This is a genomic window from Tsuneonella sp. HG094 (assembly GCF_053819285.1).
Genome location: NZ_JBSORA010000001.1, coordinates 2784829 through 2811153, shown reverse-complemented (window position 1 = coordinate 2811153; position 26325 = coordinate 2784829). Strand labels below are relative to the sequence as shown.

Genomic DNA, 26325 nt, shown 5'->3' with positions numbered 1-26325 from the left:
GAATGAACCGCCGGGCCTTGGAAAGTCTTGGGAGAGGATGCCTGAAAGGCAGGGGCATTTATGTTGCGGTGCAGCGCTTTGTGCAAGTGCGAAAAGAACATTCTCAGTTGCGCTTTATGCAACTTCGCCCACCGATAACTCACCGAGTTGGCCTCGTGACACGGTTTGAGTGCCACGCTAGACCGCCTCACGATGAACAAGCTCTATCCTTCCGCCGCTGCGGCCCTTGACGGTGTCCTGCGCGATGACATGCTGATCGCGAGCGGAGGCTTCGGCCTGTGCGGAATACCCGACCGGCTGCTCGACGCGATCCGCGACAGCGGGGTGAAGGGCCTCACCTTCGCGAGCAACAACGCGGGGATCGACAACGAGGGTATCGGCAAGCTCCTGCGCACCAAGCAGGTGACGAAGATGATCTCGTCCTATGTCGGCGAGAACAAGGAATTCGAGCGTCAGTATCTCTCCGGCGAACTCGAGGTCGAATTCTGCCCGCAGGGCACCCTCGCCGAACGCATGCGTGCTGGCGGTGCGGGCATCCCGGGCTTCTATACCAAGACCGGGGTCGGCACGCAGGTGGCCGAGGGCAAGGAGGTAAAGGTCTTCGACGGCGAGGAATATGTCCTGGAACGCGGCATCTTCGCGGATCTCGCGGTGGTCAAGGCGTGGAAGGCCGACGAAACCGGCAACCTCGTGTTCCGCAAGACCGCGCGCAACTTCAACCTGCCTGCCGCGACCTGCGGCAAGGTCTGCGTGGTCGAAGTCGAAGAGATCGTGCCCGTCGGCAGCCTCGATCCCGACTGCATCCACCTGCCAGGCGTCTACGTCCAGCGGATGATCGTCGGCGCGCCCTACGACAAGAAGATCGAATTCCGCACGGTGCGCGAGCGCGAACCGGCGTGAAGTCGGCGCGGGCCATCCTTGCCCTGTCGACGGCGGCTCCGCTGCTGTCCGGCTGCATCGCAGCCGCGGCCCTTCCGGTGCTGGCCGCGGGCGGCGTGGTGAAGACCCGCATGGACGAGCCGTCCGAGTCAGCGACACCGAGCCCGCGGGTGGCGATTCCGGCCGACCAGGCACAGGCCATCCCCGCTCCCGCTTCAACGACATCGCCGCCGGGTTCGCCGACCGCGGTCGCGGTGGTCAGGGGCAGCTTCGAAGACTTGATCGACACTCCCGGCGCCTACGCCGCGGCGCCGTTGCCCTCGCCCGTCCGCTCGCCGACGGGAACCGGCAGTTACGCTGCATTCACCGATTTCGCCGCCAGGCAGGCCGCCATTCCCGCGATCGGGTCCGAGCGGCAATCCGCCTTGCTCGTGGACCCCGGGTCGATGCAGGCCAAGACGCGCACGTGTTCGATCCATCCGCCGGCGGTGCTGATCGATGTCGACCCGGCCGGATCGACCTTCGATGCCGCGCAGGTGCCGGTGGCGGACGCCGACTTCGCAGGCCGCCTCGCCGCTCTGCGCACCGACGGCGTTACGATCGGCTGGGTCTCGGCCCGGACCGCCGACCGTGCGGGCGACCTGCGCCGCGTCCTCCGATCCTCGGGCCTCGACCCGGCGGGTCGCGACGAACTCGTGCTCCTTCGCTTTCCCGAAGAGCGCAAGCAGACCCGACGCGACGATTTCGCCAAGGCCTATTGCGTGGTCGCCCTGGCGGGTGACGAACGCGCCGATTTCGACGAACTGTTCAAGTACCTGCGCGATCCGGCGCTGGCGCTTTCGCTCGACACCCTGATCGGCAAGGGCTGGTTCCTCGTGCCCTCGCCTCTCAACTAGCGCGCCCGCAGCGCCGCCCCATCAACGGAGACTTTCCACTCATGCCCTGGACCCGCGACGACATGGCCGCCCGCGCCGCCCGCGAGCTGAAGGACGGCTATTACGTCAATCTCGGCATCGGCATCCCGACGCTGGTGGCGAACCACATCCCCGAAGGCATGCAGGTGACGCTGCAGAGCGAGAACGGGATGCTTGGGATCGGCCCCTTCCCGTACGACGACGAGGTCGACCCCGACCTGATCAATGCCGGCAAGCAGACGATCAGCGAACTCGCCCACAGCGCCTATTTCGACAGCGCGGCGAGCTTTGCCATGATCCGCGGCGGCCATATCGACCTGACCGTGCTCGGCGCGATGGAGATTTCGCAAGGCGGCGACATCGCCAACTGGATGATCCCGGGCAAGATGATCAAGGGCATGGGCGGAGCCATGGACCTTGTCGCCGGGGTCAAGAAGATCATCGTCGTGATGGAGCACACCGCCAAAGACGGCAGCCCCAAGTTCATCCCCGAATGCACCCTGCCGCTCACGGGCAGGAACGTGGTCGACATGATCGTGACCGATCTCGCGGTGTTCCAGCGGCCCGACCATGACAGTCCCTTCCGGCTGCTCGAGACGGCTCCCGGAGTCACAGCCGACGAAGTCGCGGCCAAGACTACGGCGCACTACACGGCCTAGGCGAACCGCCGATGCGCGTCCTGCTGACCGGATCGTCGGGCTGGCTGGGGCGGCACCTCGCCCCGCGATTGACCGCGGCGGGACATGACGTCGTCGGGCTCGATGTCGTCCCGTCGGATTGCACGCATGTCGTGGGCACTGTGGCAGACCGCGATCTCGTCGACCGGACGGTCGCGGCGCATGGCATCGAGGCGATCGTGCACGGCGGGGCCCTGCACAAGCCCGATATCGTGCGGCATCCGCGGCAGGCGTTCGTCGACGTCAACGTCAACGGGACGCTCAACCTGCTCGAGGCGGCGATCGCGGCGGGGCACGACCGGTTCGTGTTCACCTCCACCACCTCGCTAATGGTGCGGGCCGACGTCCGCGCCGGCGCGGATAACGCTGGCGCGTGGTGGATGGACGAGGACTTCGGCCCGCTCGCCCCGCGCAACATCTACGGGGTGACCAAGCTCGCCGCCGAACAGCTCTGCCGCCTCGCCCACCGCGACAGCGGCTTGGCGGTCCTGATCCTGCGCACGAGCCGCTTCTTCCCCGAAGACGACGACACCCACGCCGTGCCGAGCGGACCCAACCTGAAGGCCATCGAGCTGCTTCATCGCCGGTTGACCGTCGAGGATGCGGCGGAGGCGCACCTGGCGGCACTGGAACGGGCTCCGGAGATCGGCTGCGACACTTTCATCGTCTCGGCCCCGCCGCCGTTCGCGCGATCCGATGCAGCCGAACTGGCCCGCGACGCGGCGTCCGTGGTCGCGCGGTATTACCCGCAGGCCCCGGCGCTGTTTGCCCGGCACGGCTGGATCCTGCCGCAAACGATCGAGCGCGTGTACGATCCCGGACGAGCCGAGCGGCGCCTCGGATGGCGCGCAAAGACCGACTTCGCGGCAGTCCTCGCAGCACTGGCGCAAGGCGCGCCGTTGCCGTTTGCGCACGATCCGTCCTACGTTTCGCCAACCGTCGCCCGTGAGCCCGATCGATGTACGAACTGATCACCGCCAACCGCAACTATTCGAGCTGGTCGTTGCGGCCGTGGTTGCTGATGAAGGCGCTCGGCATTCCGTTCGCCGATCGGATCGAGCCCTTCACGAAGCCGTCGAACTACGATGAGTTTCGCGCCTTCTCGCCGACCGGGCAGGTGCCGGTTCTCCGCGACGGCCCGCGATCCGTGTGGGATTCGCTGGGTATCGCGCTCTATCTGGCCGAGCGGCACGCGGGCATCTGGCCCGCAGATGAGGAAGCACGCGCCTTCGCCCAGAGCGCGGTGGCCGAGATGCACGGCGGCTTCTCGGCGCTGCGCAACGACTGCACGATGAACGTCGGCGTCCGGGTGACACCCAACACGATGCGTCCGGCGCTCGAACGCGATGTCGCCCGCATCCGCGAACTGTTCGAAACCGCGCTGGACCGCTTCGGTGGTCCGTGGCTGGGCGGGACAGCGTTTACGGCGATCGATGCGTTCTACGCCCCGGTCGCCTTCCGGGTGCGAACCTACGGGCTCGATGTGGGCGGCGGTCAAGCGTGGGTCGACCATGTGCTCGCCCACCCCGCGATGCTGGAATGGGAGGCGGCGGCGCTGGCGGAGACATGGCGCGAGGCGAGCCACGAGGAAGAGCTTGCCGCAGCAGGGCGAATCGTCGCAGACTATCGCGCCTGAGAGGAGCCGCCTTGCCCATCGCCGACTGCCGCCTGCCCGGCGGCGCCTGCCCTTGAAGCGGTTCCGCAGCCATTCGCCAAGACGGGCGCTCGTGCTGCTCACGGTCATCGGCACGATCGGCTTCGTCGACCGGATCGTGGTCAATGCACTGGTCGAGCCGCTCAAGGCGGAGTTCGACCTCAGCGACGCGCAGATCGGCCTGCTCGGATTTGCCTACGCTGCACTCAACATCTCCATCGGGGTGTTCATCGCGCGGCTCGCCGAGAGCCGCCGCCGCCTGACCTTTACCGCGGTGGGCACGTTCCTGTGGTCGCTCGCCGCAACCGCCAGCGGGCTGGTGACGACCTGGGGCCAGCTCCTTGCCGCACGCATCGCGGTGGGGGTGGGCGAGGCGGTCGGGCTGCCCGCGAACCAGTCGCTCGTCGCCGACTATTATCCGCCCCAACGCCGCGCGAGCGCGATGTCGATCCTGCTGCTCGCCCCGCCGCTCGGCGCGTTCATCGGCCTCGCCGGTGGCGGTTACGTCGCGCAGGTGTGGGGCTGGCGCTGGGCCTTCATCGTCACCGGCGTGCCGGGACTGCTGCTTGCGATCCTGGCGTGGTTCCTGCTCGAAGAGCCGGGGCGCGGGGTTCACGATGCGCACGCAGACGACGGCAACGTGCCCTCGACCTGGGCGGTTGTACGGAGGCTGTGGGACATTCCCAGCTCGCGCCACCTGGTGGCCGGATCGGCGCTCGCAGCGGTGCTCGGCTTCGGCCTGCTGGCATTCGTCCCCGCGCTGCTCAGCCGCCGGTTTGGGCTGTCGACGGGAGAGGCAGGGCTGACCACTGCGCTGATGGCGGGCATCCCCGCCGCGATCGCGATCGGCGGCGGCGGGATCCTGGCCGACCGGCTCGCGGGCCGCTTTCCGCGCATCTACGCGTGGCTACCGGCGGTAAGCCTGCTGCTGTCGTTCCCGCTCTACGCGTTTGCGATCACGCGCGGCGACCTGTGGACGCTGGTCGCGCTCGTGGTGGTTTCGACCCTGCTGCAGTTCAACTATCTCGGGATGACCACCGGGACGGTCGCGAACCTGATGCATCACCGGATGCGCGCCACTGCGAACGCCCTGACGAATGTGCTCGGCGGGATCGCCGGTGGAGCCGGTCCGCTGCTGATCGGGCTGGGCAGTGACGGCTTGTCTGCGGCAGGCTACGAACCCGGCCTCGCGCTTGCGCTATCGATGGCGGCGTGCAGCGCGATCTACCTGTGGGCGGCGGCGCACTATTTCCTCGCCGTGCGCACGATCGCGCACGACATGGCCGACGTGCGTAAGGGCAGGGTCTAGGCGATCGCCGCCTTCAGCGCGTCGCCAAGGTCGGTCTTCTCCCACGGGAAGTCGTCGCCCGTCGCCTTGCGGCCGAAGTGGCCGTAGGCCGCCGTCTTGCGATAGATCGGCTTGTTGAGGCCGAGCCCTTCACGGATGCCGCGCGGGGTCAGCCCGCCGAGCTTGTCGGCCGCGACCCTGGTGATCGCCGCTTCCAGCTTCTCGTCGGCGACGCTGCCGGTGCCGTGGGTGTCGACGTAGAGCGACAGCGGCTGCGACACCCCGATGGCGTAGGCGATCTGGATCGTGCAGCGGCGGGCGAGACCCGCAGCGACGACGTTCTTGGCGAGATAGCGGGTGACGTAGGCGGCCGAGCGGTCGACCTTGGTCGGGTCCTTGCCGCTGAATGCGCCGCCCCCGTGCGGGGCAGCGCCACCGTATGTGTCGACGATGATCTTGCGGCCCGTCAGGCCTGCGTCGCCGTCGGGCCCGCCGATCTCGAACGAGCCGGTCGGGTTGATGTGGTAGACGGTCTCGTTGGTCAGCAGTTCGCGCGGCAGCACGTCGGCCACGACACTGCGGACGTAGTTGTGCAGCTCGGCTTCCTTTGCGCCCTCGTCATAGCCCTTTGCGTGCTGGGTCGAGACGACGATCGCGGTCGCCGCCGCCGGCTTGCCGCCCGCGAAGCGCAGAGTGACCTGGCTCTTCGCGTCGGGCTCGAGGAACGGCGCCGCTCCGCTCTTGCGGTCGGCGGCCATGCGCTGGAGGATCTTGTGGCTGTAATCGAGCGTCGCCGGCATCAGGTCGGGCGTCTCGTCGCAGGCGAAGCCGAACATGATGCCCTGGTCGCCCGCGCCCTCGTCCTTGCTCTCGCCCGCGTCCACGCCCTGCGCGATGTGCGCAGACTGCGGATGCAGGTTGTTCGAGAAGTCGAGGGTCTGCCAGTGGAAGCCAGTCTGAGCGTAACCGATATCGCGCACGACCGCGCGGACGGTATCCTCGATCTCCTGCTCGACGCCCGGTGCCCAGTTGCCCTCGGTATCCATGATCCCCTCGCCGCGAATCTCACCGGCGAGGATCACCGTCTGCGTGGTGGTCAGCGTTTCGCAGGCCACCCGTGCGTGCGGGTCCTTCGACAGGAACAGGTCCACGATCGCGTCCGAAATCTGGTCGGACACCTTGTCGGGGTGCCCTTCGGAAACGGATTCGGACGTGAACAGGAAGTCGGAACGCATGGTCTTGGGAATCCCGATATAAGGAAAGCTTTATGTCTCGTTTCTGGTGCGCGGACCTAGCTGCCCCGCCGCCGCCTGACAAGCAGCGAAAGCGCGATCAGCAGCCCGGCCCACGCCAGCGCAAGCGGATTTCCGAAGCGGGCGAACAGCGTCGGCTCGAGCGGCGGCGGCACCTTCGCGTCGATCCGACCGCCGGTGAAACTGGTCGGCAGATGCGCGCGCACGACGCCGTGCCCGTCCACCACCGCGCTGATCCCGCTCACGGTCGCGCGGAGGACCGGCAGACCTTCCTCGATCGCCCGCATCCGTGCCTGGGCTAGGTGCTGGGGCGGGCCGAAAGTGCCGAACCAGCCGTCGTTTGACGGATTGAACAGGAAGTCGGGCCGGTTGGCGCGGTCGATCACCTGGCCCGAGAATACGATCTCGTAGCAGATCTGCACGCCCGCACGCCCGTAGGGGCCGAGATCGATCGTCCGTGGGCCGGGGCCGGGGATGAAATCGATCGTTCCGGCCACCAGCCGCGTCGCGCCCAGCGGCTCGAGCAACCAGCGCAGCGCGAGGTACTCGCCGTAGGGGACGAGGTGTGCCTTGTAGTAGCTGCCGACGAACTGGCCCTTGTCGCCCAGCGCGGTGACCGCGTTGTAGGCGCCGACAGCGCGGCCGCCTGCGATCTTGAGATCGACCGCGCCGGTCAGCAGCACGGTGCCCTGTCCGATCGTCTCGCCGATTCGCTTGCGCGCATAGGCAGGGTCGGCGGCGGCCGTCGTGGCGAGGTAGTAGCGCTTGGGATAGCCCGGCCGCAGGTAATCGGGGAGGCCCGATTCCGGCCACAGCACCAGCCGCCGGCCGCCATCGCGGCGCGGTGCGGTCAGGCGGGCCAGGGCAAGGAACTGTTCCTCGTATTTCGCCGGATCGTCGAGGTCGACCTGTCGAAAGCCGGGCTGGATCAGGGTGACGTCGCGACTGCCTTCCTGCGTGCCGGGACCGGGCAGGACCATGCCGACCGCAACGAGGGCGAAGATGGCGATTGCCCGCCACCACGCCTTCCGCGCGACGAGGAAGGCAACGCCTCCCGCGATGAGCCCCACGAGGCCCGAGAGGCCGTAGGTACCGAGCCACGGCAGCAGCGCGGCAAGGCCGGGGCGATCGAACGGGCCGAGCAGCATGAGGCCGAGCGGGTCCCAGGCGTAACCGGTGAAGACCCAGCTGCGCAGCCACTCGGCCACCGCCCAGCTACCGCCGAATGCGAACGCCAGCGCGAGGCGATTGGTCCCGGCGAGCGCCCGCGCCACCCCCGCCGCGATGGCGGGATAGACGGCGAGGTAGAGCGCCAGCAGCGGTACGGCGAACCAGCCGAGGAACTGCGGCATCTCGCTCTGGTGCGTGAAGGCCGCGGCGATCCAGTTGTTGGCGAAGGTGAAGTGCCCGACGCCGAATAACCAGCCGAGCGCCGCGGCACGGCGCCAACCGCTCGCTTCGGCTATCAGGCCGACAAATGCGGCAAGCCCGACGATCGCGACCGGCCATAGACCGAGCGGCGGGAAACCGGTCGCGGCCAGTACGCCGAAGACCAGCGCAGAGAGGCGCGGCCAGCGGCGAGCCAGCGACCACGCGCGGGAAAGCCGATCGTTGCCCACGCGCATCGCGCCGCTACCGCTCGCTACTGGAAAATCAGCCGACCGCCTTCAGGCTTTCGCCGCCCTCATCCGTCTCATCGGCGGCTGCACGGCGACGGCGCGGCGGGAGCTTGCGCTTGGCAGGCGCCTCGCCTTCTTCGTCCAAGACAGGCTCGCTGGCGGAGAACGACGGCGGCAGCGCCGCGATGTCGATCTCGCCTTCGTTGCCCACCGGGCTTTGGTTCTCGACACGCTGCTTGCGCGGGCGACCGCGGCCACGGCGCGGCGGCTCGGCATCGCGCTCGGCCGACTGTTCGGGCGCCGCTTCGCTGTCGCGGTTGCGGCCGCGTTCGCGATTGCCGCGAGTAAACGGGTTCTGGACCGGTTCGTACTCGGACGCTTCGTCGCCGCCAGTGTCCTGCCCGATTTCGTCCTGGTGGCCGTAGTCGTCATCGCGGCGGTTGCTGCGCTGGCGCTGGCGGTCATTGGGGCGTTCAGCGGCCCGGTCGCCAGGGCGATCGTACGGGCGGTCGCCCGTACGATCATTGCCCCGATCGTTGCTCCTATCGGTCTGGCGATCGTCGCCGCGATAGTTGCCCCGGTCGCCCTGTCGGTCGCTGCCACGGTCATTCGGACGATCGCTCTGGCGAGCCTGCGGCTGGCGCAGCGCGTCGAAATCGTCATCGTCGCCGTATTCGTCCGCCTGGTAGTCGCGGTCGTTCGGGCGCGGCCCGCCGCGCTGTTCGTCCTGGCGCGCCTTGTTGTCGGCGATGACCCGGAAATAGTGATCCGCGAACTGCAGGTAGTATTCGGCCTGCACCCGGTCGCCGTTATGGGCGGCGTCCTGCGCGAGCTTCTTGTACTTGTCGAGCAGCTGCGGCGCGTTGCCCCGCGCGCGGCTATCGATCCGGTTCTGGTTCGCCCCGCCGCCGCCTTGCTGGCGATTACCGCGACCGCGGCGACGGTTGTTGTTGTTGTTACGATTGTTGTTCAAGGAAAAACTATTCCTTCTAGGTGGCCTGCCGGACATCGTCGGTCCGGTCCAGGCCGCATGACCCCTTGCACATCCCGGGGGCCGCGCTTCCCGGAAGGAGAGCGGAGCCCCATTTGCCCTGTCCAGCGGGTTGCGCACCCGGACGGCCCTAGCAAATGTCGGAGCAGACCCTGCCGGGAGGCTTCACGCCGTATCCGGTAGGTCTGCATCGGAGTTAGCCATCGCCGGGCGTTTCGGCAACCCCTAAGTCAGTTTTGGCGGAGGATAAGCGCGCGCGGCCGCCCGCCGAGATCACGGCGCAGTTCGATTGCGAAGCCCGCGGCCGCGGCAATCGCCGCTACCGGGTCGGCCTGCTCGTGCCCGATTTCGATCACCGCGACCCCCTCCGGCTCGAGCAGCGCCGGCAGTTGCGGCACGAGGCTGCGGTAGTCGTCGAGGCCATCGAGGCCGGCGAACAGCGCGCTCGCCGGTTCGTATTCGCGCACGTCGGGATCGAGCGCGGCACCCTCCTCGACATAGGGCGGATTGGCGATCACGAGGTCGAAGCGGCCGAGATCGCTCGCCCAGCCCGGCTCGTGCCAGTCGCGGCGCACGAATTCGCAATCGAGGTGAAGCGCGAGCGCATTGCGGGCGGCGATTTCGATCGCCGGATACGATCGGTCCATGCCGATTCCATGCGCGCCGGGGCATTCGGCGAGGACAGTCAGCAACAGCGCGCCCGATCCCACGCCGCAGTCGAGCACCTGCCGCGGTGAAGGACAGGCTTCGAGAGCCGCGACGACGACCGTTTCGCTGTCGGCGCGCGGTATCAGAACCGCGGGCGAGACCTCGAACATGCGCCCGTAGAACTCCGTATGGCCGAGGATGTACGCCACAGGCTCATGGCGCATCCGCCTCTCGACAGAGTCCGCGAAGGCCGGCGGCACGACCCGGTCGAGGTGCCGCAGGAGAAGCTCGCTGCGACTCACCCCCAGCACACCCGCCATCAGCAGCTCGGCATCGAGCCGGGCGGTGTCGCTGGTCGCGGCGAGCGCGGCCGCTGCTTCGGCGATCGCGGCGCGGACGGTCATTCGCCCAACGCGGCGAGCCGCTTGGCCTCGTCCTCGGCAATCAGCGCATCGACCAGCTCGGTGAGGCCCGGCCCGGCGAGCACTTCCTCGAGCTTGTGGAGCGTCAGCCCGATGCGGTGGTCGGTCACGCGGCCTTGCGGGAAATTATACGTGCGGATGCGTTCAGACCGGTCGCCCGAACCGACCATCGCCTTGCGCGCCTCGGCCTCGGCCCCCTGCGTGGCCTCGCGCTGCTGCTCGAACAGCCGGGCGCGCAGGACCTGCATCGCCTTTTCCTTGTTCTTGTGCTGGCTGCGGCCGTCCTGGCAGGTGACGATCGTGTTGGTCGGCAGGTGGGTGATGCGCACCGCGCTGTCGGTGGTGTTGACGTGCTGCCCGCCCGCGCCGGACGCGCGATAGACATCGATCTTGAGGTCCTTGTCCTCGATCTGCACATCGACCTCGTCCGGTTCCGGAAGCACCGCCACGGTCGCCGCCGAGGTATGGATGCGGCCCCCGCTTTCGGTCACCGGCACGCGCTGGACGCGGTGGACACCGCTTTCGAACTTGAGCTTGGCAAACACGCCCGACCCGGCGACGTTGGCGACGATCTCCTTGAAACCGCCGATGTCGCTCGCGTTCATGCTCACCGGCTCGACCCGCCAGCCCTGCTCGGCGGCGAAGCGTTCGTACATCCGGTAGAGGTCGGCGGCGAACAGGGCCGCCTCGTCGCCCCCGGTGCCGGCGCGGATCTCGAGTATAGCGGGCTTGGCATCGGCGCTGTCGCGCGGGAGCATGGCGATCGACAGCGCCCGCTCGGCAGCGGGAAGCTCGTTGCGAAGACGCATGATCTCTTCTTCGGCGAGCGCCTTCATGTCGGGATCGGCGTCGTCGAGGCTTTCGAGCTCGGCCAGCTCGCCGCGCATGGTGCGGACCGCCTCCGCCACCCGCACGACCGGTTCGAGCTCGGCATAATCGCGGCTCGCGGCGACGAACTCGCTCCCCTCGAGCGTGCCCGAAGCCAGCCGCGCCTCGAGCTCGGCGAACCGGTGCGCGATCTGGTCGAGCCTTTCGGCGGGGATGATCAAGTCAGTCTTTCCAACAGCTCAGCGAGACGGGAAGTGGCTTGACCATCAATGCTCAAACCGTGCCCGTTAGCGGAGCATTTGAAGATTGCATGAGCTCCCCGCTTCACCGCCTTGTCGTATCGCTTACGAGGCGATCCTGTGGCGATCATTTCGGCTGCAAATCCTTCGCTTCGAAGAGTTCGCAGAACAAACCAAGCGTGCGCTAGTGCGTTGGGTGAATTGTCCTCGACAACCACGATCACATCTGTGTTCGCCTCGCCCCGCTCCCCCACCAGCATGGCCAGCCGTTCAATGCCCGCCGCCCAGCCGACCGCAGGTGTGGGCGCACCGCCGAGCGATTCCATCAGCCCGTCGTAGCGCCCGCCGCCCAGCACGGTGCCTTGCGCGCCCAGCCGGTCGGTGACGAATTCGAACGCGGTGTGGCGGTAGTAGTCGAGGCCGCGAACGAGCGCCGGGTTCCGCTCCCACGCGACGCCGGCCGCGTCGAGTCCGGCGGTGACCCTGGCGAAGAATTCCTGCGCTTCCGCCGAAAGGTAGTCGTCGATCTTCGGTGCGTCGGCCACGAACGCCTTGTCGCGCGGGTCCTTGCTGTCGAGGATGCGCAGCGGGTTCTTCTCGAGCCGCTCCTGCGAATCCTCGCTGAGCTCGCTCCGCACCGCGCGGAAATACTCGACCAGCGCCGCGCGCCACGCTTCTCGGCTGTCGCCGTCGCCCAGCGTGTTGAGGTGCAGCGTCACGCCGTCAGCGATGCCGAGTTCCTTGAGGAGCTGGTCGGCCATCGCCAGCAGCTCGACGTCGGCCTGCGGCTCGCCCGCGCCGATGATCTCGGCGTCCAATTGGTGGAACTGGCGGTAGCGGCCCTTCTGCGGCCGTTCGTAGCGGAACAGCGGGCCGTGGGTCGCGACCTTCAGAGGCGCGTGCTGCTGCCAGCCGTCGGTGATGAACGCGCGCGCGATCCCGGCGGTGAACTCGGGCCGCAGGGTCAGGCTCTCGCCGCCGCGATCCTCGAACGAATACATTTCCTTCGAGACGACGTCGGTCGTCTCGCCGATGGCGCGGCTGAACACCTCGGTGCGTTCAAACACCGGCATCTCGACACGGCGGAAGCGGTAGAGTTTTCGAATACGCTCGAAGGTCTCGACCACGAATGCGAAGGCCTCGGCCTCGGGGCCGAAGATGTCCTGGGTGCCTCTGATCGCCTGCGGGGTCTTGCTCATAGTGGCGGCCCGTTAGCGCGTTCCGCTGGCACGCGAAAGTCGCTCGTCGAGCGGTGGGTTGCGCGCGGTGGACCGATGCCCCAAGGCGGCGGCCATGCACATCCGGTCGCTGGTCGCGCTCGCCGCCCTTTCGCTGTCCCTTCCCGCCCATGCCGAACGGTCGCTGCCGCCGATCGGCACGAACGCGCCTGCGCCCGCGCTGCCGCCGTCGGCCGACACGCCGTGGCCGGGCGGCACGATGACGCTGACGGTCGATGCCAGCGACACGCTGTCGCGCGCGTTCAAGGCGACGCAGGCGATCCCCGTGCCTGCGGGGACACGCGAGATCGTGCTCGTCTATCCCAAGTGGCTGCCCGGCAACCACGGCCCGACCGGGCAGATCCACCGCCTGGGCGACGTGCGCTTCACCAGCGGCACGCGCACGCTGGACTGGGCCCGCGACGAGGGCGAGCCCTATGCCTTCCGCGTCGCGCTGCCCGCCGGCACCCGCATGGTCACCGCGCAAATGACCTACACCTCGCCGTTCGACCGGTCGGACTGGCGGCCGCTGCTGACAGAGGCGATCGCCAACGTGCAGTGGGAAAAGATAAGCCTCTATCCCGCCGGCCACGCGGTGCGCCGCATCCGGGTGGTGCCGAAGCTGGTGCTGGCCGAAGGCTGGACCGCCGCCAGCGCGCTCGACGGCGCGAAGCAGACCGGGCGCACCATCCAGTGGGCCGTGACCGATTACGAGACGCTGGTCGATTCGCCGGTCTTCGCGGGCGCGCACCGGGCGAACTTCGACCTCGGGCAGAACGTCCGGCTCAACGTATTCGCCGACCAACCGCGCCAGCTTGCCGCCCCGCCCGAGATGCTGCCCGCGCACCGCAAGCTCGTATCCGAGATCACTGCGCTCTACGGCACGCGGCAGTTCGACCATTACGACTTCCTCGTCGCGCTGACCGACGAGCTGGGCACCATCGGGCTCGAGCATCACCGGTCGAGCGAGAACACCTTCAGCGGCAACGCCTATACTTCCTGGAAGGACAAGGCGAACGAGCGCAGCCTGCTGCCGCACGAGATGAACCACAGCTGGAACGGCAAGCATCGCCGCCCGGCGGCACTGTGGGCGCCCGATTATCACACACAGGTCAACGGCGACCTGCTGTGGGTCTACGAAGGACAGACGGCGTTCTGGGACAGCGTGCTGGCGGCACGCTCGGGCCTCCAGCCCAAGGAGGTCGCGCTGGGCGAGATCGCCGAGAACGCTGGCTATTATTCCGAGCAGGCGGGACGAGGCTGGCGCTCGGTCGAGGACACGACCTTCAACCCCGCGCTCGCCTATCGCAAGCCGCAGCCGTTCTCCTCGCTGAGCCGGGGGACCGACTACTACAACGAGGCCGCGCTGGTGTGGCTGGAGGCGGACCAGGTGATCCGCCGCGGCACCGGCGAGGCGAGGGGCCTCGACGACTTTGCGAAGCGCTTCTTCGGCACCGGCGAAGGGGACTGGGGCGTCAAGACCTATACGTTCGAGGATGTCGTCGCGGCCCTCAACGCGATTCATCCGTACGACTGGGCGACCTTCCTCGACACCCGCCTGCGCAGTCCCAGCCAGCCCGCGCCGGTCAAGGGCATCGAGATGGCGGGCTACCGCCTTGTGTGGAAGGAAGAGCCGAATCCGTTCACCAAGCAGGTCGGCGCGGCGGGAGATTTCGGCTACTCGCTCGGCTTCTCGGTCGGCACCGATGGGGCGGTTTCCGGCACGCGCTGGGGCAGCCCCGCCTTTGCCGCGGGGATCAACCCCGGCACCACGATCATGGCGGTCGACGGCCTCGCCTTCAGCCGCGAGCGCCTGGCGACCGCGGTCAAGGATGCGAAGGGCATCAAGACGCCGATCAAGCTCATCGTGAAGCGCGGCGACCGCTACGACGCGGTCGAGGTGCCCTACCATGGCGGGATGCGCTACCCGTGGATCGAGCCGGTGGCGGTGGGCGAGCAGCCGCTCGACCGGCTGCTGGCGCCGCGTACGGGTAACTGAGCGTGGCAGCCGCTGGCGGCCTCGGCAACCGGATCGCCCCGCCACGCTTCCTCGCGTTCCTCGGCGTGCTCGCAGCCGCGTGGATTGCGCAGAAGGTGTGGCTGCCCGCCGACGACTGGCGCGACGGGATCGCCATGGCGTTCAATGCCGCCGCGCTGGTTTTCCTCGCTTCGCTCTACCCGCTGCTCGGCCAGTGCGACGCCAAGGCGATGCGCGACCATTCGCGCCAGAACGATGCCGGCCGTTTCCTCGTGCTCGGCTTCACCTCGCTGCTGACGGTGGTGGCGATGGCGGCGATCACCGGCGAACTCGAGGCGGCCCGCGGGGGTGACTGGATCGCGATGGCCAAGCTCGTCGGCACGCTGCTGCTGATCTGGACGTTCGCCAACGCGGTCTATGCGCTGCACTACGCCCACGCGTTCTACGCCGCGAAGCCAGGCACCGGAGGCGATACCGCAGGCCTCGACTTTCCCGGCACCAAGACGCCCGACTACTGGGACTTCGCCTATTTCTCGTTCACGCTGGGGATGACGTTCCAGACGTCAGACGTTGCGGTCACCGCTCCGGCGATCCGCAAGGTGGTGCTGTTCCACACGTTCGCCGCCTTCGTGTTCAATATCGGCGTGATCGCCTTCACGATAAATGTGCTGGGCGGATCGTCCTGACACCTTTTGCCATGTTGCGGCGCAGCATCCCTCTCGCTAGAGGCACGCCCCATGCAGATCGACAAAATCCCCGTGGGGGACAATCCGCCCGAAAGCCTCAACGTCATCATCGAGGTGCCGACTGGCGGCGAGCCGGTGAAGTACGAGTTCGACAAGGCCAGCGGCGCGCTGTTCGTCGACCGTATCCTGCACACACCGATGCGCTACCCGGCGAACTATGGCTTCGTGCCGCACACGCTGTCGGACGACGGCGACCCGCTCGATGCGCTGGTCATCAGCCGCTCGCCGTTCATCCCGGGCTGCGTCGTGCGTGCCCGGCCGATCGGGGTTCTGAACCTGGAAGACGAGCACGGCGGCGACGAGAAGCTGATCTGCGTGCCGGTCGACACCACGTTCCCGTACTACTCGGATGTCGGCGAAAGGCAGGACCTGCCCTCGATCGTGCTGCAGCAGATCGAGCACTTCTTCACGCATTACAAGGATCTCGAAGCCGAGAAGTGGGTGCGTGTCGGCAAATGGGGCGACGCCGCCGAAGCACGCCAGATCGTGCTCGACTGCATCGCGCGGGCGAACGCCGCGAAGTAATCAGCCCGCCGCCACGGTCATCCCGTCGACCCTCAGCGTCGGCGCGTTGACCGGGCGGTAGTGCTCGAGGTCGTCGGCCGCGCGCAGGCTCGCGAACATCTCGATCAGGTTGCCCGCGATCGTGAAACCCGCGACAGGTCCCTCGATCTTGCCCTTCACGATCCGGTATCCCGCCGCGCCGCGGCTGTAGTTGCCGCTGACCATGTCGATGCCCTGGCCGATCAGGTAGTCGACCAGCACGCCGTCCTCGATATCGGCGATCAGTTCCTCGACGCTGACCTCGCCTGCCAGCAGGTCGATGTTGCTCGTCCCCACACCCGGTGCGCCGCCGCCCGAGCGACTGGCGTGGCCGGTCAGCGGCAGACCGAGCTGCGCGGCGCTGGCGACGTTGGTCAGCCAGCCGGTGACCCGGCCGTCCTCGACCAGCATGCGCGGGACGCAGGCGACACCCTCGCCGTCGAACGGACGCGAGCGCAGGCCGCGCGGGCGTAGCGGGTCTTCCGCGATACGAATCTCGGGGCGCAGTAACGACTCGCCCTCGCGCCCCACGAGGAAGCTCGCCTTGCGGGCGATCGCCGGAGCGGTCATCGCGCCGAGCAGGTGCCCGACAAGCGAGCTCGATACGCGCGGCGAGAAGACCACTGGCAGGCTGCCGCTCGACGGGCTGGCGGGGGCGAGCCGCGCGATCGTCCGCTCGCCTGCGAGGCGGCCTATTTCCTCGGGGCCGGGCAGGTCGGAAAGGTGCCGCGCGTCGCGCATGGCATAGTCGCGCTGCATCCCGTCCCCTGTTCCGGCGATCACGCTGGCGGCGAGCGAGTGCGACGAGCCGCGATAGCATGCGGCAAACCCGTTGCTCGTCACCAGCGCCGCGGCAGCCTGCGACGCGGTGGCCGAGCCGCCCTCGCTGTTGGTGACCCCGTTGACCGCCCGCGCCGCATCCTCGACCGCCAACGCGCGCGCGCGCAGCATCTCTGGATCGGGATCGGCAGGGTCGGCGATATCGAGATCGGCGAACGGCCCGCTTGCTAGCGATTCGGCGGGAGCGAGACCGGCATAGGGATCCTCGGGCGCGTGCCGCGCCATCGCCACCGCGCGCTCGGCGAGCTCGGCCAGGCCGGCGGGCGACAGGTCCGCACTCGACACGCTGGCCGAGCGGCGACCGACGAAGGCACGCAGGCCGACTTCCGCGCTCTCCGAGCGGTCGAGGTCTTCCAGCGCGCCAAGCCGCACCCCCACGCCATGCGACAGGCTGCCACGCCCGACGGCGTCGGCAGCATCGGCGCCGAGGCGGCGCGCGGCGGATACGAGCGCCTCGGCGGCGTCTAGCAGGTGCTGGGAATTCATCGAAGCGGCGCTAGGCCGCGATGGCGCGGGCGGCAAGCGCCGTTGCCGTCAATCGCTCAGGCCGCGGTTGCGATGACCTTGAACAGTCCCGTCAAAGCGAAGGGCAGGCCGATGGCGAGCGTCCAGAGGAACAGCTGATCGCGGCGGTAGGCTCCGCGATAGGCGGGGTCGGCAGCAGCCTCGTCCGAAATCTTCAGCCAACGGCTTTCGAAAGTGCGGCAGGCGGGAATGATCGCGGCGACAAGCACGACGAGCGCGAAATAGGGAAGGAGCGAAGTGGTCCCGGTCTTCAAGGCATGAACGGTCACGAAAATCTGCAGCGCGGTATAGACCAGCAGGGCATAGGCGATGTTGTCGCTCATGCGCTTGCGCCAGTCGAGCTTGCGCTCGCGTGATTTGCTGCGATCGATCGCTTCGGCCATGGGCCTCTGTCTCCCCTGTCCCTCTCCGCCGTATAGTATCGCAAATTGCCACGGGCGCGGCAAGGGCCTGTAACCATAGTGTCATGTCCATACGGTCGGGGCAGGCCGCTCGGCCCGGCGCTCGCCATGCACGAAACCTGCCAAACGCGAAGACATGGGGGTTTTCAGCGCCCCACGGGATGCTACATGACGCCTCGCATGAGCATGCTCGATCCCGATCCCGCCACCGTCCAGCCCGTGATGGACGCGAACGCCCCGCTGCCCAACGGTGGGCTGGAGGTGATCTCGATCGCCAAGTCGTACGACAAGCGTTCGGTGCTGACCGACATCTCGCTGACCGTCGGCAAGGGCGAAGTGCTCGGCCTGCTCGGCCCCAACGGCGCGGGCAAGACGACGTGCTTCTATTCGATCATGGGCCTCGTTCGCCCCGATTCGGGCCGCATCCTTATGGATGGCGAGGACGTGACCAAGTTGCCGATGTACCGGCGCGCGATCCTCGGTCTCGGCTACCTGCCGCAGGAAACCAGCATCTTCCGCGGCATGACGGTGGAGCAGAACATCAACTGCGTGCTCGAACTGGTCGAGCCGGACCCCGAGACCCGCGCCGCGGAACTTAACCGCTTGCTCGACGAATTCGGCCTGACCCGCCTGCGCGAAAGCCCCGCGATGGCGCTGTCGGGCGGTGAGCGCCGCCGCTGCGAGATCGCCCGCGCGCTCGCCGCCAAGCCCTCGATCATGCTGCTCGACGAACCCTTCGCGGGTATCGATCCGCTGTCGATCAGCGACATCCGCGACCTCGTGAAGGACCTCAAGACGCGCGGCATCGGGGTCCTGATCACCGATCACAACGTGCGCGAGACGCTCGAGATCGTCGATCGCGCCTGCATCATCTACGGCGGCCAGGTTCTGTTCGCCGGCACGCCCGAAGCCCTCGTCGCCGACGAGAACGTGCGCCGGCTCTACCTCGGCGAGAACTTCACGCTGTGACCTGACATGGCGCTGGGTCCGCGTCTCGATCTCAGGCAATCGCAATCGCTGGTGATGACGCCGCAGTTGCAGCAGGCGATCCGCCTGCTCGCGCTGTCCAACCTCGAACTGGAAGCCTTCATCGGCGAGGCACTCGAGGCCAACCCCCTGCTCGAAATGGGCGAAGTCAGCCGCGAGAGCGAATCGGATGGGGCGCCCGACGCCCCGCTCGAAGCGACGCCGGGCGAAGCCGGTGCGGACAGCGCGGGCGAGGGCGAGGGCGCACTCGACCTCGACCCGCAGGCGCTCGACCGCGACCGCGACACCGGAGATGCCGACTGGAGCGCGGCCGCACCGGCTGGCGGGGGCGAGGAAGGCCCCGACATTTCGGAGCGCGGTTCCGCCGAGGGGCCGACGCTGGCGGAACACCTCCATGCGCAGGTCGGCGCGGTGGCGGGCGACCGGCGCGAGGAATTCGTGGCGCGTGCGATCATCGATCAGCTCGACGAGGCGGGATACCTGACGATTCCGCTCGCCGAAGTTGCCGACGCGCTCGAGGTGCCGATCGCCGAGGCCGAGCGCGCGCTGGCGGTCGTCCAGTCGCTCGACCCGACCGGGGTCGGCGCGCGGTCGCTGTCCGAATGCCTCGCGCTGCAGGCCAAGGAAGCCGACCGCTACGACCCGTGCATGGCGCGGCTGATCGACAACCTCGAACTCGTCGCGCGCGGTGACGTGTCCCGCCTCAAGCGGATGTGCGAGGTCGACGACGAGGACTTCGCCGACATGCTCGCGGAGCTGCGCGCCTACGATCCGCGGCCGGGCCGGCGCTTCGGCGGCGGGGGCGAGGCGGCGGTCATACCCGACATCCTTCTGAGCCATGCGAAGGGCGGGTGGGACATCGCTCTCAACGAGGCGACCCTGCCCCGCCTGCTGGTCAACCGCGCCTACTACGTGGAACTGCGCAACGGCGCGGGCGGCGACAAGGCCGCGCTCGGTTGGCTCAAGGACCAGCTCGCCGAGGCGAACTGGCTGATGAAGGCGCTCGACCAGCGCGCGCGCACGATCCTCAAGGTCGCGGCCGAGATCGTGAAGCGGCAGGACGGATTCTTCCGCAAGGGTGTGAGCGAGTTGAAGCCGCTCACCCTGCGCGCGGTGGCCGAAGCGATCGAGCTCCACGAAAGCACCGTCAGCCGGGTGACGAGCAACAAGTACCTCTCATGCCCGCGCGGCACGTTCGAACTGAAGTACTTCTTCACCAGCGGCGTGGGCCGGACCGGACCGACGAACGAGGGCGGCGACGGCGAGGGCGCGAGCTCGGCGGCAGTGAAGGCGGCAATCCGCCAGCTGATCGACGCCGAATGCGCGCGCGACGTCCTCTCCGACGACACCCTCGTCGACCTGCTCAAGGACAAGGGCTTCGACCTCGCGCGCCGCACGGTCGCCAAGTACCGCGAGGCGATGGGTATCGGCAGCAGCGTCCAGCGGCGCCGGGCGAAGAAGCTGGCGGGAATGCTGTGAGCGCTCTAACCCGGAGTTCCCTCATCGCCTGCGCAGTGATGGTCGCGACGGGGTGCGATGAGCCCAGGCTGGTAGGATTTCCCGGGATGACCGTGGCCGAATTCAATCGCTTGAACCAGCCGCTGGGAATCGCCCTCGATCCATCGCGATCGGACTGGAAAGGGTTCGATGCGCCACACCTGCTCGTGCTGCGAAAAGATGGTCGGTCGATTGAAATTCCCGTGAGGGATATCGGCGGCGGCACGCAGATCCGGTCGACCGGAGGCGATCATACTATTCCGCCACCCCGAATCAGCGGCTTCGCTTTCGACATCGGGCGCGGCTACGAAAAGCTCGTCGATACGACGCCCATGTATATCGGTTACTGCCGCGCCTTGGAGCGTCTGGCGGGCGTGGCTCCGCAGGCTCTCCCGGACGCTACGATGCTGGAGAAGGCTCTGGCCCGCCACACCGGACCGTTGAGGGAAGCGGTAGTATGTTCGTCACAGGGGCCAGAAGTCGGCTATACCATCACCGTGGTCCACCATGACGGACACCGCGATGGCGGAGACTACAGCCTCGCGGGAGCGAACGGCTCGATACTTTTGCAGCTCGATCAATCTGTGCCGGAAGAGGTCCTGAACAAGGCGGTCCGGCAACAGCAACCCACTGTTGCACAAAAGACTCGTTAATTTCCGGCGCTGCGCTTTACCGCGCGTTAACCTTTTTCCTTCAGATGTTTTGTGGTTAATCCACGGCAACTCCCATTGACGGGTCGTTACCGCGGGGGATTTGGGCACTCAGGGGGGACCTGGCCAATGCGCGTGTTGTTGATCGAGGACGAGCCGACCACGGCCAAGGCGATCGAGCTTATGCTCACGACCGAGGGATTCAACGTCTATCAGACTGATCTCGGCGAAGAGGGCTTGGACCTCGGCAAGCTGTACGATTACGACATCATCCTGCTCGACCTGAACCTGCCCGACATGCACGGGTACGACGTTCTGAAGAAGCTTCGCGTCGCCAAGGTGCAGACGCCGGTGCTGATCCTGTCGGGTATCTCGGAAATGGATTCCAAGATCCGCAGCTTCGGCTTCGGCGCCGATGACTATGTGACGAAGCCTTTCCATCGCGAGGAACTGGTGGCGCGCATCCACGCCGTCGTCCGCCGCTCGAAGGGCCATTCGCAGTCGGTCATCCGCACCGGCAAGCTGGCGGTGAACCTCGATGCCAAGACCGTCGAGGTCGACGGCGCGCGGGTCCACCTGACCGGCAAGGAATACGCGATGCTCGAGCTGCTGAGCTTGCGCAAGAGCACTACGCTGACCAAAGAAATGTTCCTCAACCATCTCTATGGCGGGATGGACGAACCGGAACTCAAGATCATCGACGTCTTCATCTGCAAGCTGCGCAAGAAGCTCAGCCATGCATGCGGCGGCGAGAATTACATCGAGACCGTCTGGGGCCGCGGCTACGTGCTGCGCGATCCGGGCGAAGAGGCGGAAGCCGCCTGATCCCAAGCGTTTGACCGGATCCTTTTGGACGGGGAGAGATCGCCCGGAGCCTCGCGCTCCGGGCGATTTTCGTTTGGGGTTTCAGCCGAGGACCGCGAGACTGGACAGAACGATCCGCACCAGGTCGGCCTGACCGCGCGCGCCGGTCTTGGAGTAGATGCGCTTCGAATAGTTGCGGGTGGTTTCCTCGCTCAGTCCGATCGCACGGCCGGCCGCGATCAGCGGCGTTCCCTCGGCGAGCGCGATGGCGAGCGCTCCTTCCTTGGCGGACAGGCCGAATTGCCGTGCGGCGATCTTCGGTGCGTTCGCGGGCAGCCGGCCGGGCTTGGCACGCGTGGTCGCGATCCCGGTTGCGACCGCGAACGGTCGGCGGGCAGACTCGAGTGGTTGGAACAGCGCGTCGGCGTGTTCGGCTTGCCCGAACGCGGAATCGACGAGCGTCTGGTGGATGCCCAGGCGGGCCAGCGCGACCTCCGCTGCCTCGGCGCGCTCGCGAAGCCGTGCGACAGCGACATGATTCTCCAGCGCCGTCGCGATAGCCGGGACGAGATCGCTCAGGACCACGCTGTCCGCAGCCCCGAAGCGCAGGTCCCGCGCAAACAGGGCAAGCCAGGCGGTGTGGCCGCTGGTCCCTGCAACCCGCACGATCCTGGCATCGCCGATTCGGGCCCATCCGAGCCGCTCGTTCGATGGCGCTACAACATCGAGGTCGCCGAGCGCATAGACGCGACCGGGTCGCATCGCTTCGAGCGGCAACGCCTCCATTGCGGCTTCGTCGGCGGCGGCCGATAATTCCGCTGCGTCCACCCCTGCGCGGTAGTGCGAGCGGGGCGCGGCCACGCTCGGCCCCCGCACGACCAGGTGCACCCGGTCCGCCCCGGTCCGCGCGGCGAGGTTGCGCAGAAAGGTCGCCCACAACGGGGAATCGAAAAGCCCCGCGAACAGCGGCAAAAGCAATTCTCCGCGGTCGATCCGGGTCATCGCCATGATTTGCTCCCATATGGGAGTATATGGGTGCTGTCGAGATCACCAGATGCACCCGCGATCCCACGGAGACCCGCATGACCGCCGCGCCGCGCCCTGACCTGACGCATCTCGAACGGCTCGAGGCAGAGGCGATTCACATCATGCGCGAAGTCGTCGCCGAGGCCGACAAGCCGGTGATGCTCTATTCAGTGGGCAAGGATTCGGCCGTGATGCTGCACCTCGCGCGCAAGGCGTTCTACCCGTCGCCGCCGCCGTTCCCGCTGCTCCATGTCGACACGACGTGGAAGTTCAAGGCGATGTACGAGCTGCGCGACACGATGGCGCGCGACAGCGGCATGGAGCTGCTCGTCTATCAGAACCCCGAGGCGAAGGAGCGCGGGATCAACCCGTTCGATCACGGCGCGCTCCACACCGACATGTGGAAGACCGAAGGCCTCAAACAGGCGCTCGACCTCTACGGTTTCGACGCGGCGTTCGGCGGCGCGCGGCGCGACGAGGAGAAGAGCCGCGCGAAGGAGCGCATCTTCTCGTTCCGCACCGCGACCCACGGCTGGGACCCCAAGAATCAGCGGCCCGAGCTGTGGAACCTCTACAATGCCCGGAAGAACAAGGGAGAGAGCATCCGGGTGTTCCCGATCTCAAACTGGACCGAGCTCGACGTCTGGCAGTACATCCAACTCAACGACATCCCCATCGTCCCGCTCTACTTCGCCGCCCCGCGCCCGACCGTCGAGCGCGACGGGATGCTGCTGATGGTCGACGACGACCGCTTCCCGCTGCGCGCAGGCGAGGAGCCGGTCATGCGATCGATCCGCTTCCGCACCCTCGGCTGCTATCCGCTGACCGGCGCGGTCGAAAGCGAGGCGGCGAGCCTTTCGGAGGTGATCCAGGAAACGCTCCTCACCACCACCAGCGAACGGCAGGGCCGCGCGATCGACAAGGACGCGGGCGGCGCGGGCATGGAATTGAAAAAGCAGCAGGGGTATTTCTGATGAGCGGTCCCGCCTACGAGACCGACGCGCTCATCGCCGAGGATATCGACGCCTACCTCGCCCGGCACCAGCACAAGACGATGCTGCGGTTCATCACCTGCGGCAGCGTCGATGACGGCAAGTCCACGCTGATCGGGCGGCTGCTCTACGACAGCAAGATGATCTTCGAGGACCAGCTCGACGCGCTCGAAGCGGATTCGAAGAAGGTCGGCACGCAAGGGGCGGAGATCGACTTCGCGCTGCTGGTCGACGGCCTCGCCGCCGAGCGCGAGCAGGGCATCACGATCGACGTCGCCTATCGCTTCTTCAACACCGAGAAACGCAAGTTCATCGTCGCCGACTGCCCCGGGCACGAGCAATACACCCGCAACATGGTCACCGGAGCGAGCACCGCCGACCTCGCGGTGATCCTCGTCGATGCACGCAAGGGCGTGCTCGTCCAGACCCGGCGGCACAGCTACCTGTGCCACTTGCTCGGCATCCGCAACCTGGTCCTCGCGGTCAACAAGATGGACCTGATCGATTACGACCAGGCCCGTTATGACGAGATCGTGTCGGACTATTCGGCGTTCGCGCAAAGCATCGGAATCGAGCGCTTCATTGCCATGCCGATCTCGGGCTTCAAGGGCGACAACATCACCGCGCCTTCGCCCAACACGCCGTGGTATTCCGGCCCGACGCTGGTCGACCACCTCGAAACGGTCGAGGTTGCCGCGTCGCGCGATGCCGACGGGCCGTTCCGCATGTCGGTGCAGTGGGTCAACCGCCCCAACCTCGACTTCCGCGGCTTTTCGGGCCTGATCGCGACCGGCTCGGTCCGGCCGGGAGACTCCGTGCGCGTACTGCCCTCGGGCAAGACCACCACGGTGACCCGAATCGTGACGCTCGACGGCGACATCGAGCAGGCGGTCGCCGGGCAATCTGTCACGCTGTGCTTCGCCGACGAGATCGACTGCTCGCGCGGCGACGTGATCGCGACAGCCGACGATCCGCCGCAGGCGAGCGACCAGTTCGAATCGACGCTCGTCTGGCTCAACGACGACCCGCTGCAGGTCGGCCGCGGCTATTGGCTCAAGCTCGGCGCGCAGACCGTCTCGGTCACCGTCCAGCAGCCGAAGTACGTCGTGAACGTCAATGATCCAGGGGGTTCTGGGTCACATCTCGCGGCGAAAACGCTCGAGCTCAATGCCATCGGCGTGGTCGAGATCGCGACCGACCGCCAGATCGTGTTCGAACCCTACGAGCAGAGCCGCGCGCTCGGCGGATTCATCCTGATCGACAAGATCACCAACGCCACCGTCGCGGCAGGGATGCTTCACTTCAGCCTGCGCCGCGCGCAGAACGTCCACTGGCAGCCGGTCGACGTGACCCGCAGCGATCACGCGCGGATGAAGAACCAGACGCCCAAGGTCCTCTGGTTCACCGGCCTGTCGGGCGCGGGCAAGTCGACCATCGCGAACGAGGTCGAAAAGCGGCTCGCCATGATGAACCGCCACACTTTCCTCCTCGACGGCGACAACGTACGCCACGGGCTCAACCGCGACCTCGGCTTCACCGAGGCCGACCGGATCGAGAACATCCGCCGCGTGGGCGAGGTCGCCAAGCTGATGGCGGACGCTGGGCTTATCGTGCTCACCGCCTTCATCAGCCCGTTCCGCGCCGAGCGCGAGATGGTCCGCGCGATGCTGCCCGAGGGCGAGTTCGTGGAGATTTACGTCGACACCCCGCTCGAGATCGCCGAGGCGCGCGACGTGAAGGGGCTCTACAAGAAGGCGCGCGAGGGCACGCTGAAGAACTTCACCGGGATCGACAGTCCCTACGAAGCACCGGGCGCGCCCGAAATCCGCGTCAACACCGCCGAAATGAGCGCCGATGAGGCTGCGGACTACATCGTCCGCCAGTTGCTGCCGCTCAAGTGACCGGATTCCACGCCATGACCGATGCCGACCTCGCGGCCCACCTCGCAGAGACCTCCGGTCGCCTGCTCATAGACGTCCGCGCCAGCGGCACGCTGAGCGGCAAGGCGCTCGGCGATGCCGGCGATGCCGCGGCCAACGACTTCATCGTTGCGGCGTTGAAGCAGCAGCGGCCCGAAGACGGGCTGCTGTCGGAAGAGGAAAAGGACAATCCCGCGCGCCTCGCCAAGCAGCGCGTGTGGATCGTCGACCCGGTCGACGGCACCCGCGAATACGGCGAGGAGCGGACCGACTGGGCGGTCCACGTCGCGCTGGCGATCGACGGCGTCGCCACCACTGGCGCAGTGGCCCTTCCCGGCCTCGACCTCGTGCTGCGGACTGATGCGCCCGCGCCCGTGCCCCCCGCCCCGGCGCGCCTCCGCATGGTCGTCAGCCGCACAAGGCCCGCCGCCGAAGCGGTGGCTGTCGCGGAGGCGATTGGCGCCGAGCTCATCCCAATGGGTTCCGCCGGGGCCAAGGCAATGGCGGTCGTGCGCGGCGAGGCGGACATCTACCTCCACACGGGCGGCCAGTACGAATGGGATTCGTGCGCCCCGGTAGCGGTAGCGCGCGCCCACGGCCTCCACGCCAGCCGCGTGGACGGCAGCCCGCTCGTCTACAACCAGGCGAACACCTGGATGCCCGACCTGCTGATATGCCGGACGGAGCACGCCGATATGGTCCTTGCCGAAGTGGCCCGTTTCCAGGCGAAGAGGTGAGCCGCAACAAGCCGCTGGCGCTCCGCAAACCGCTTTGCTAAGCGCCCGCCT

General features: G+C 67.5%; 25 protein-coding genes. 16 read left to right on the top strand and 9 right to left on the bottom strand.

The features are described from left to right. Window positions 1–192 precede the first annotated feature (192 nt). From ACWPMX_RS13985 to ACWPMX_RS13960, 6 genes are all read left to right on the top strand, one after another. The gene (locus ACWPMX_RS13985; RefSeq protein WP_455700603.1) at window positions 193–900 is read left to right on the top strand and encodes a CoA transferase subunit A; all 708 of its coding nucleotides are present in this window, start codon (window positions 193–195) and stop codon (window positions 898–900) included. Next, window positions 897–1775 (top strand): hypothetical protein, encoded by an 879-nt coding sequence (locus ACWPMX_RS13980; RefSeq protein ID WP_455700602.1) that lies wholly within the window; start codon window positions 897–899, stop codon window positions 1773–1775. Before ACWPMX_RS13985 ends, ACWPMX_RS13980 begins: the two co-directional genes overlap by 4 nt. Before the next feature lie 41 nt (window positions 1776–1816). Beyond that, complete coding sequence (locus tag ACWPMX_RS13975) at window positions 1817–2452, top strand: CoA transferase subunit B (protein WP_455700601.1); 636 nt, start codon at window positions 1817–1819, stop codon at window positions 2450–2452. 11 nt (window positions 2453–2463) lie between these two features. Beyond that, window positions 2464–3441, top strand: a complete 978-nt coding sequence (locus ACWPMX_RS13970; protein WP_455700600.1) for an NAD-dependent epimerase/dehydratase family protein — start codon at window positions 2464–2466, stop codon at window positions 3439–3441. Next, a complete protein-coding gene (locus ACWPMX_RS13965; protein WP_455700599.1) occupies window positions 3429–4106 on the top strand; it encodes a glutathione S-transferase family protein in 678 nt (225 codons plus the stop codon). Before ACWPMX_RS13970 ends, ACWPMX_RS13965 begins: the two co-directional genes overlap by 13 nt. A gap of 91 nt (window positions 4107–4197) precedes the next feature. Then, the gene (locus ACWPMX_RS13960) at window positions 4198–5433 is read left to right on the top strand and encodes a spinster family MFS transporter (protein WP_455700598.1); all 1236 of its coding nucleotides are present in this window, start codon (window positions 4198–4200) and stop codon (window positions 5431–5433) included. On the opposite strand, the gene metK is transcribed toward ACWPMX_RS13960, so the two are convergent. From metK to hisS, 6 genes are all read right to left on the bottom strand, one after another. Then, a complete protein-coding gene (gene metK, locus ACWPMX_RS13955; RefSeq protein WP_455700597.1) occupies window positions 5430–6647 on the bottom strand; it encodes a methionine adenosyltransferase in 1218 nt (405 codons plus the stop codon). The genes ACWPMX_RS13960 and metK overlap by 4 nt on opposite strands. Window positions 6648–6703: 56 nt before the next feature. Beyond that, complete coding sequence (lnt, locus tag ACWPMX_RS13950; protein WP_455700596.1) at window positions 6704–8290, bottom strand: apolipoprotein N-acyltransferase; 1587 nt, start codon at window positions 8288–8290, stop codon at window positions 6704–6706. Between the two features lie 28 nt (window positions 8291–8318). Beyond that, the gene (locus tag ACWPMX_RS13945) at window positions 8319–9257 is read right to left on the bottom strand and encodes a DUF4167 domain-containing protein (RefSeq protein ID WP_455700595.1); all 939 of its coding nucleotides are present in this window, start codon (window positions 9255–9257) and stop codon (window positions 8319–8321) included. Window positions 9258–9505: 248 nt separating this feature from the next. After that, complete coding sequence (gene prmC / locus ACWPMX_RS13940) at window positions 9506–10327, bottom strand: peptide chain release factor N(5)-glutamine methyltransferase (RefSeq protein ID WP_455700594.1); 822 nt, start codon at window positions 10325–10327, stop codon at window positions 9506–9508. After that, window positions 10324–11394, bottom strand: coding sequence for a peptide chain release factor 1 (prfA, locus tag ACWPMX_RS13935; protein ID WP_455700593.1), 1071 nt, complete (start codon window positions 11392–11394; stop codon window positions 10324–10326). The genes prmC and prfA overlap by 4 nt, the downstream gene beginning before the upstream one ends. Continuing rightward, window positions 11391–12611: a histidine--tRNA ligase gene (gene hisS / locus ACWPMX_RS13930; protein WP_455700592.1), complete on the bottom strand. Its 1221-nt coding sequence runs from the start codon at window positions 12609–12611 to the stop codon at window positions 11391–11393. The genes prfA and hisS overlap by 4 nt, the downstream gene beginning before the upstream one ends. 94 nt (window positions 12612–12705) lie before the next feature. Between hisS and ACWPMX_RS13925 the strand changes: the two genes are divergently transcribed. The 3 genes from ACWPMX_RS13925 to ppa are packed head-to-tail and all read left to right on the top strand — an operon-like array spanning window position 12706 to window position 15878. Continuing rightward, window positions 12706–14628, top strand: a complete 1923-nt coding sequence (locus tag ACWPMX_RS13925; protein WP_455700591.1) for a M61 family metallopeptidase — start codon at window positions 12706–12708, stop codon at window positions 14626–14628. A 2-nt stretch (window positions 14629–14630) separates the two neighbouring features. Next, window positions 14631–15293, top strand: a complete 663-nt coding sequence (locus ACWPMX_RS13920) for a DUF1345 domain-containing protein (RefSeq protein WP_455700590.1) — start codon at window positions 14631–14633, stop codon at window positions 15291–15293. A gap of 51 nt (window positions 15294–15344) precedes the next feature. After that, on the top strand, window positions 15345–15878 hold the full coding sequence (gene ppa, locus ACWPMX_RS13915; protein ID WP_455700589.1) for an inorganic diphosphatase: 534 nt from the start codon (window positions 15345–15347) through the stop codon (window positions 15876–15878). Here ppa and ACWPMX_RS13910 read toward each other — a convergent pair whose 3' ends face one another. Both ACWPMX_RS13910 and ACWPMX_RS13905 read right to left on the bottom strand, forming a co-directional pair. Then, on the bottom strand, window positions 15879–17222 hold the full coding sequence (locus ACWPMX_RS13910) for a TldD/PmbA family protein (RefSeq protein WP_455700588.1): 1344 nt from the start codon (window positions 17220–17222) through the stop codon (window positions 15879–15881). 56 nt (window positions 17223–17278) lie between these two features. Further along, on the bottom strand, window positions 17279–17644 hold the full coding sequence (locus ACWPMX_RS13905) for a hypothetical protein (protein WP_455700587.1): 366 nt from the start codon (window positions 17642–17644) through the stop codon (window positions 17279–17281). Window positions 17645–17848: 204 nt separating this feature from the next. On the opposite strand from ACWPMX_RS13905, the gene lptB reads away from it, so the two are divergent. From lptB to ctrA, 4 genes are all read left to right on the top strand, one after another. Beyond that, window positions 17849–18631 carry an LPS export ABC transporter ATP-binding protein gene (gene lptB / locus ACWPMX_RS13900; RefSeq protein WP_455700799.1) on the top strand — a complete coding sequence of 261 codons (783 nt, stop codon included), beginning with the start codon at window positions 17849–17851 and terminating at the stop codon, window positions 18629–18631. Between the two features lie 6 nt (window positions 18632–18637). Next, entirely contained in the window at window positions 18638–20128 is a 1491-nt protein-coding gene (rpoN, locus tag ACWPMX_RS13895) for an RNA polymerase factor sigma-54 (RefSeq protein ID WP_455700586.1), read from the top strand. 86 nt (window positions 20129–20214) lie between these two features. Beyond that, the gene (locus tag ACWPMX_RS13890; protein WP_455700585.1) at window positions 20215–20799 is read left to right on the top strand and encodes a hypothetical protein; all 585 of its coding nucleotides are present in this window, start codon (window positions 20215–20217) and stop codon (window positions 20797–20799) included. 126 nt (window positions 20800–20925) lie between these two features. Beyond that, on the top strand, window positions 20926–21621 hold the full coding sequence (gene ctrA, locus ACWPMX_RS13885) for a response regulator transcription factor CtrA (protein ID WP_455700584.1): 696 nt from the start codon (window positions 20926–20928) through the stop codon (window positions 21619–21621). Window positions 21622–21702: 81 nt separating this feature from the next. Here the strand turns inward: ctrA and ACWPMX_RS13880 are convergent, their stop codons facing one another. Then, window positions 21703–22608 (bottom strand): helix-turn-helix transcriptional regulator, encoded by a 906-nt coding sequence (locus tag ACWPMX_RS13880; protein WP_455700583.1) that lies wholly within the window; start codon window positions 22606–22608, stop codon window positions 21703–21705. A gap of 74 nt (window positions 22609–22682) precedes the next feature. On the opposite strand from ACWPMX_RS13880, the gene cysD reads away from it, so the two are divergent. From cysD to ACWPMX_RS13865, 3 genes are read left to right on the top strand one after another with little or no spacing between them, the layout of a single operon-like run. Next, a complete protein-coding gene (gene cysD / locus ACWPMX_RS13875; RefSeq protein ID WP_455700582.1) occupies window positions 22683–23600 on the top strand; it encodes a sulfate adenylyltransferase subunit CysD in 918 nt (305 codons plus the stop codon). Then, window positions 23600–25519, top strand: a complete 1920-nt coding sequence (gene cysN, locus ACWPMX_RS13870) for a sulfate adenylyltransferase subunit CysN (protein ID WP_455700581.1) — start codon at window positions 23600–23602, stop codon at window positions 25517–25519. The genes cysD and cysN overlap by 1 nt, the downstream gene beginning before the upstream one ends. A 14-nt stretch (window positions 25520–25533) precedes the next feature. Next, window positions 25534–26274 carry a 3'(2'),5'-bisphosphate nucleotidase CysQ gene (locus tag ACWPMX_RS13865; RefSeq protein ID WP_455700580.1) on the top strand — a complete coding sequence of 247 codons (741 nt, stop codon included), beginning with the start codon at window positions 25534–25536 and terminating at the stop codon, window positions 26272–26274. Window positions 26275–26325: the final 51 nt, after the last annotated feature.

Excerpts from the sequence above, each read along its gene's own strand:
- ACWPMX_RS13985 (WP_455700603.1), top strand. The coding sequence starts at position 193 with ATGAACAAGCTCTATCCTTCCGCCGCTGCGGCCCTTGACGGTGTCCTG.
- ACWPMX_RS13975 (WP_455700601.1), top strand. The coding sequence starts at position 1,817 with ATGCCCTGGACCCGCGACGACATGGCCGCCCGCGCCGCCCGCGAGCTG.
- ACWPMX_RS13970 (WP_455700600.1), top strand. The coding sequence starts at position 2,464 with ATGCGCGTCCTGCTGACCGGATCGTCGGGCTGGCTGGGGCGGCACCTC.
- ACWPMX_RS13965 (WP_455700599.1), top strand. The coding sequence starts at position 3,429 with ATGTACGAACTGATCACCGCCAACCGCAACTATTCGAGCTGGTCGTTG.
- metK (WP_455700597.1), bottom strand. The coding sequence starts at position 6,647 with ATGCGTTCCGACTTCCTGTTCACGTCCGAATCCGTTTCCGAAGGGCAC.
- lnt (WP_455700596.1), bottom strand. The coding sequence starts at position 8,290 with ATGCGCGTGGGCAACGATCGGCTTTCCCGCGCGTGGTCGCTGGCTCGC.
- prmC (WP_455700594.1), bottom strand. The coding sequence starts at position 10,327 with ATGACCGTCCGCGCCGCGATCGCCGAAGCAGCGGCCGCGCTCGCCGCG.
- hisS (WP_455700592.1), bottom strand. The coding sequence starts at position 12,611 with ATGAGCAAGACCCCGCAGGCGATCAGAGGCACCCAGGACATCTTCGGC.
- ACWPMX_RS13925 (WP_455700591.1), top strand. The coding sequence starts at position 12,706 with ATGCACATCCGGTCGCTGGTCGCGCTCGCCGCCCTTTCGCTGTCCCTT.
- ppa (WP_455700589.1), top strand. The coding sequence starts at position 15,345 with ATGCAGATCGACAAAATCCCCGTGGGGGACAATCCGCCCGAAAGCCTC.
- ACWPMX_RS13910 (WP_455700588.1), bottom strand. The coding sequence starts at position 17,222 with ATGAATTCCCAGCACCTGCTAGACGCCGCCGAGGCGCTCGTATCCGCC.
- ACWPMX_RS13905 (WP_455700587.1), bottom strand. The coding sequence starts at position 17,644 with ATGGCCGAAGCGATCGATCGCAGCAAATCACGCGAGCGCAAGCTCGAC.
- lptB (WP_455700799.1), top strand. The coding sequence starts at position 17,849 with ATGCTCGATCCCGATCCCGCCACCGTCCAGCCCGTGATGGACGCGAAC.
- rpoN (WP_455700586.1), top strand. The coding sequence starts at position 18,638 with ATGGCGCTGGGTCCGCGTCTCGATCTCAGGCAATCGCAATCGCTGGTG.
- ACWPMX_RS13890 (WP_455700585.1), top strand. The coding sequence starts at position 20,215 with ATGACCGTGGCCGAATTCAATCGCTTGAACCAGCCGCTGGGAATCGCC.
- ctrA (WP_455700584.1), top strand. The coding sequence starts at position 20,926 with ATGCGCGTGTTGTTGATCGAGGACGAGCCGACCACGGCCAAGGCGATC.
- ACWPMX_RS13880 (WP_455700583.1), bottom strand. The coding sequence starts at position 22,608 with ATGGCGATGACCCGGATCGACCGCGGAGAATTGCTTTTGCCGCTGTTC.
- cysD (WP_455700582.1), top strand. The coding sequence starts at position 22,683 with ATGACCGCCGCGCCGCGCCCTGACCTGACGCATCTCGAACGGCTCGAG.
- cysN (WP_455700581.1), top strand. The coding sequence starts at position 23,600 with ATGAGCGGTCCCGCCTACGAGACCGACGCGCTCATCGCCGAGGATATC.
- ACWPMX_RS13865 (WP_455700580.1), top strand. The coding sequence starts at position 25,534 with ATGACCGATGCCGACCTCGCGGCCCACCTCGCAGAGACCTCCGGTCGC.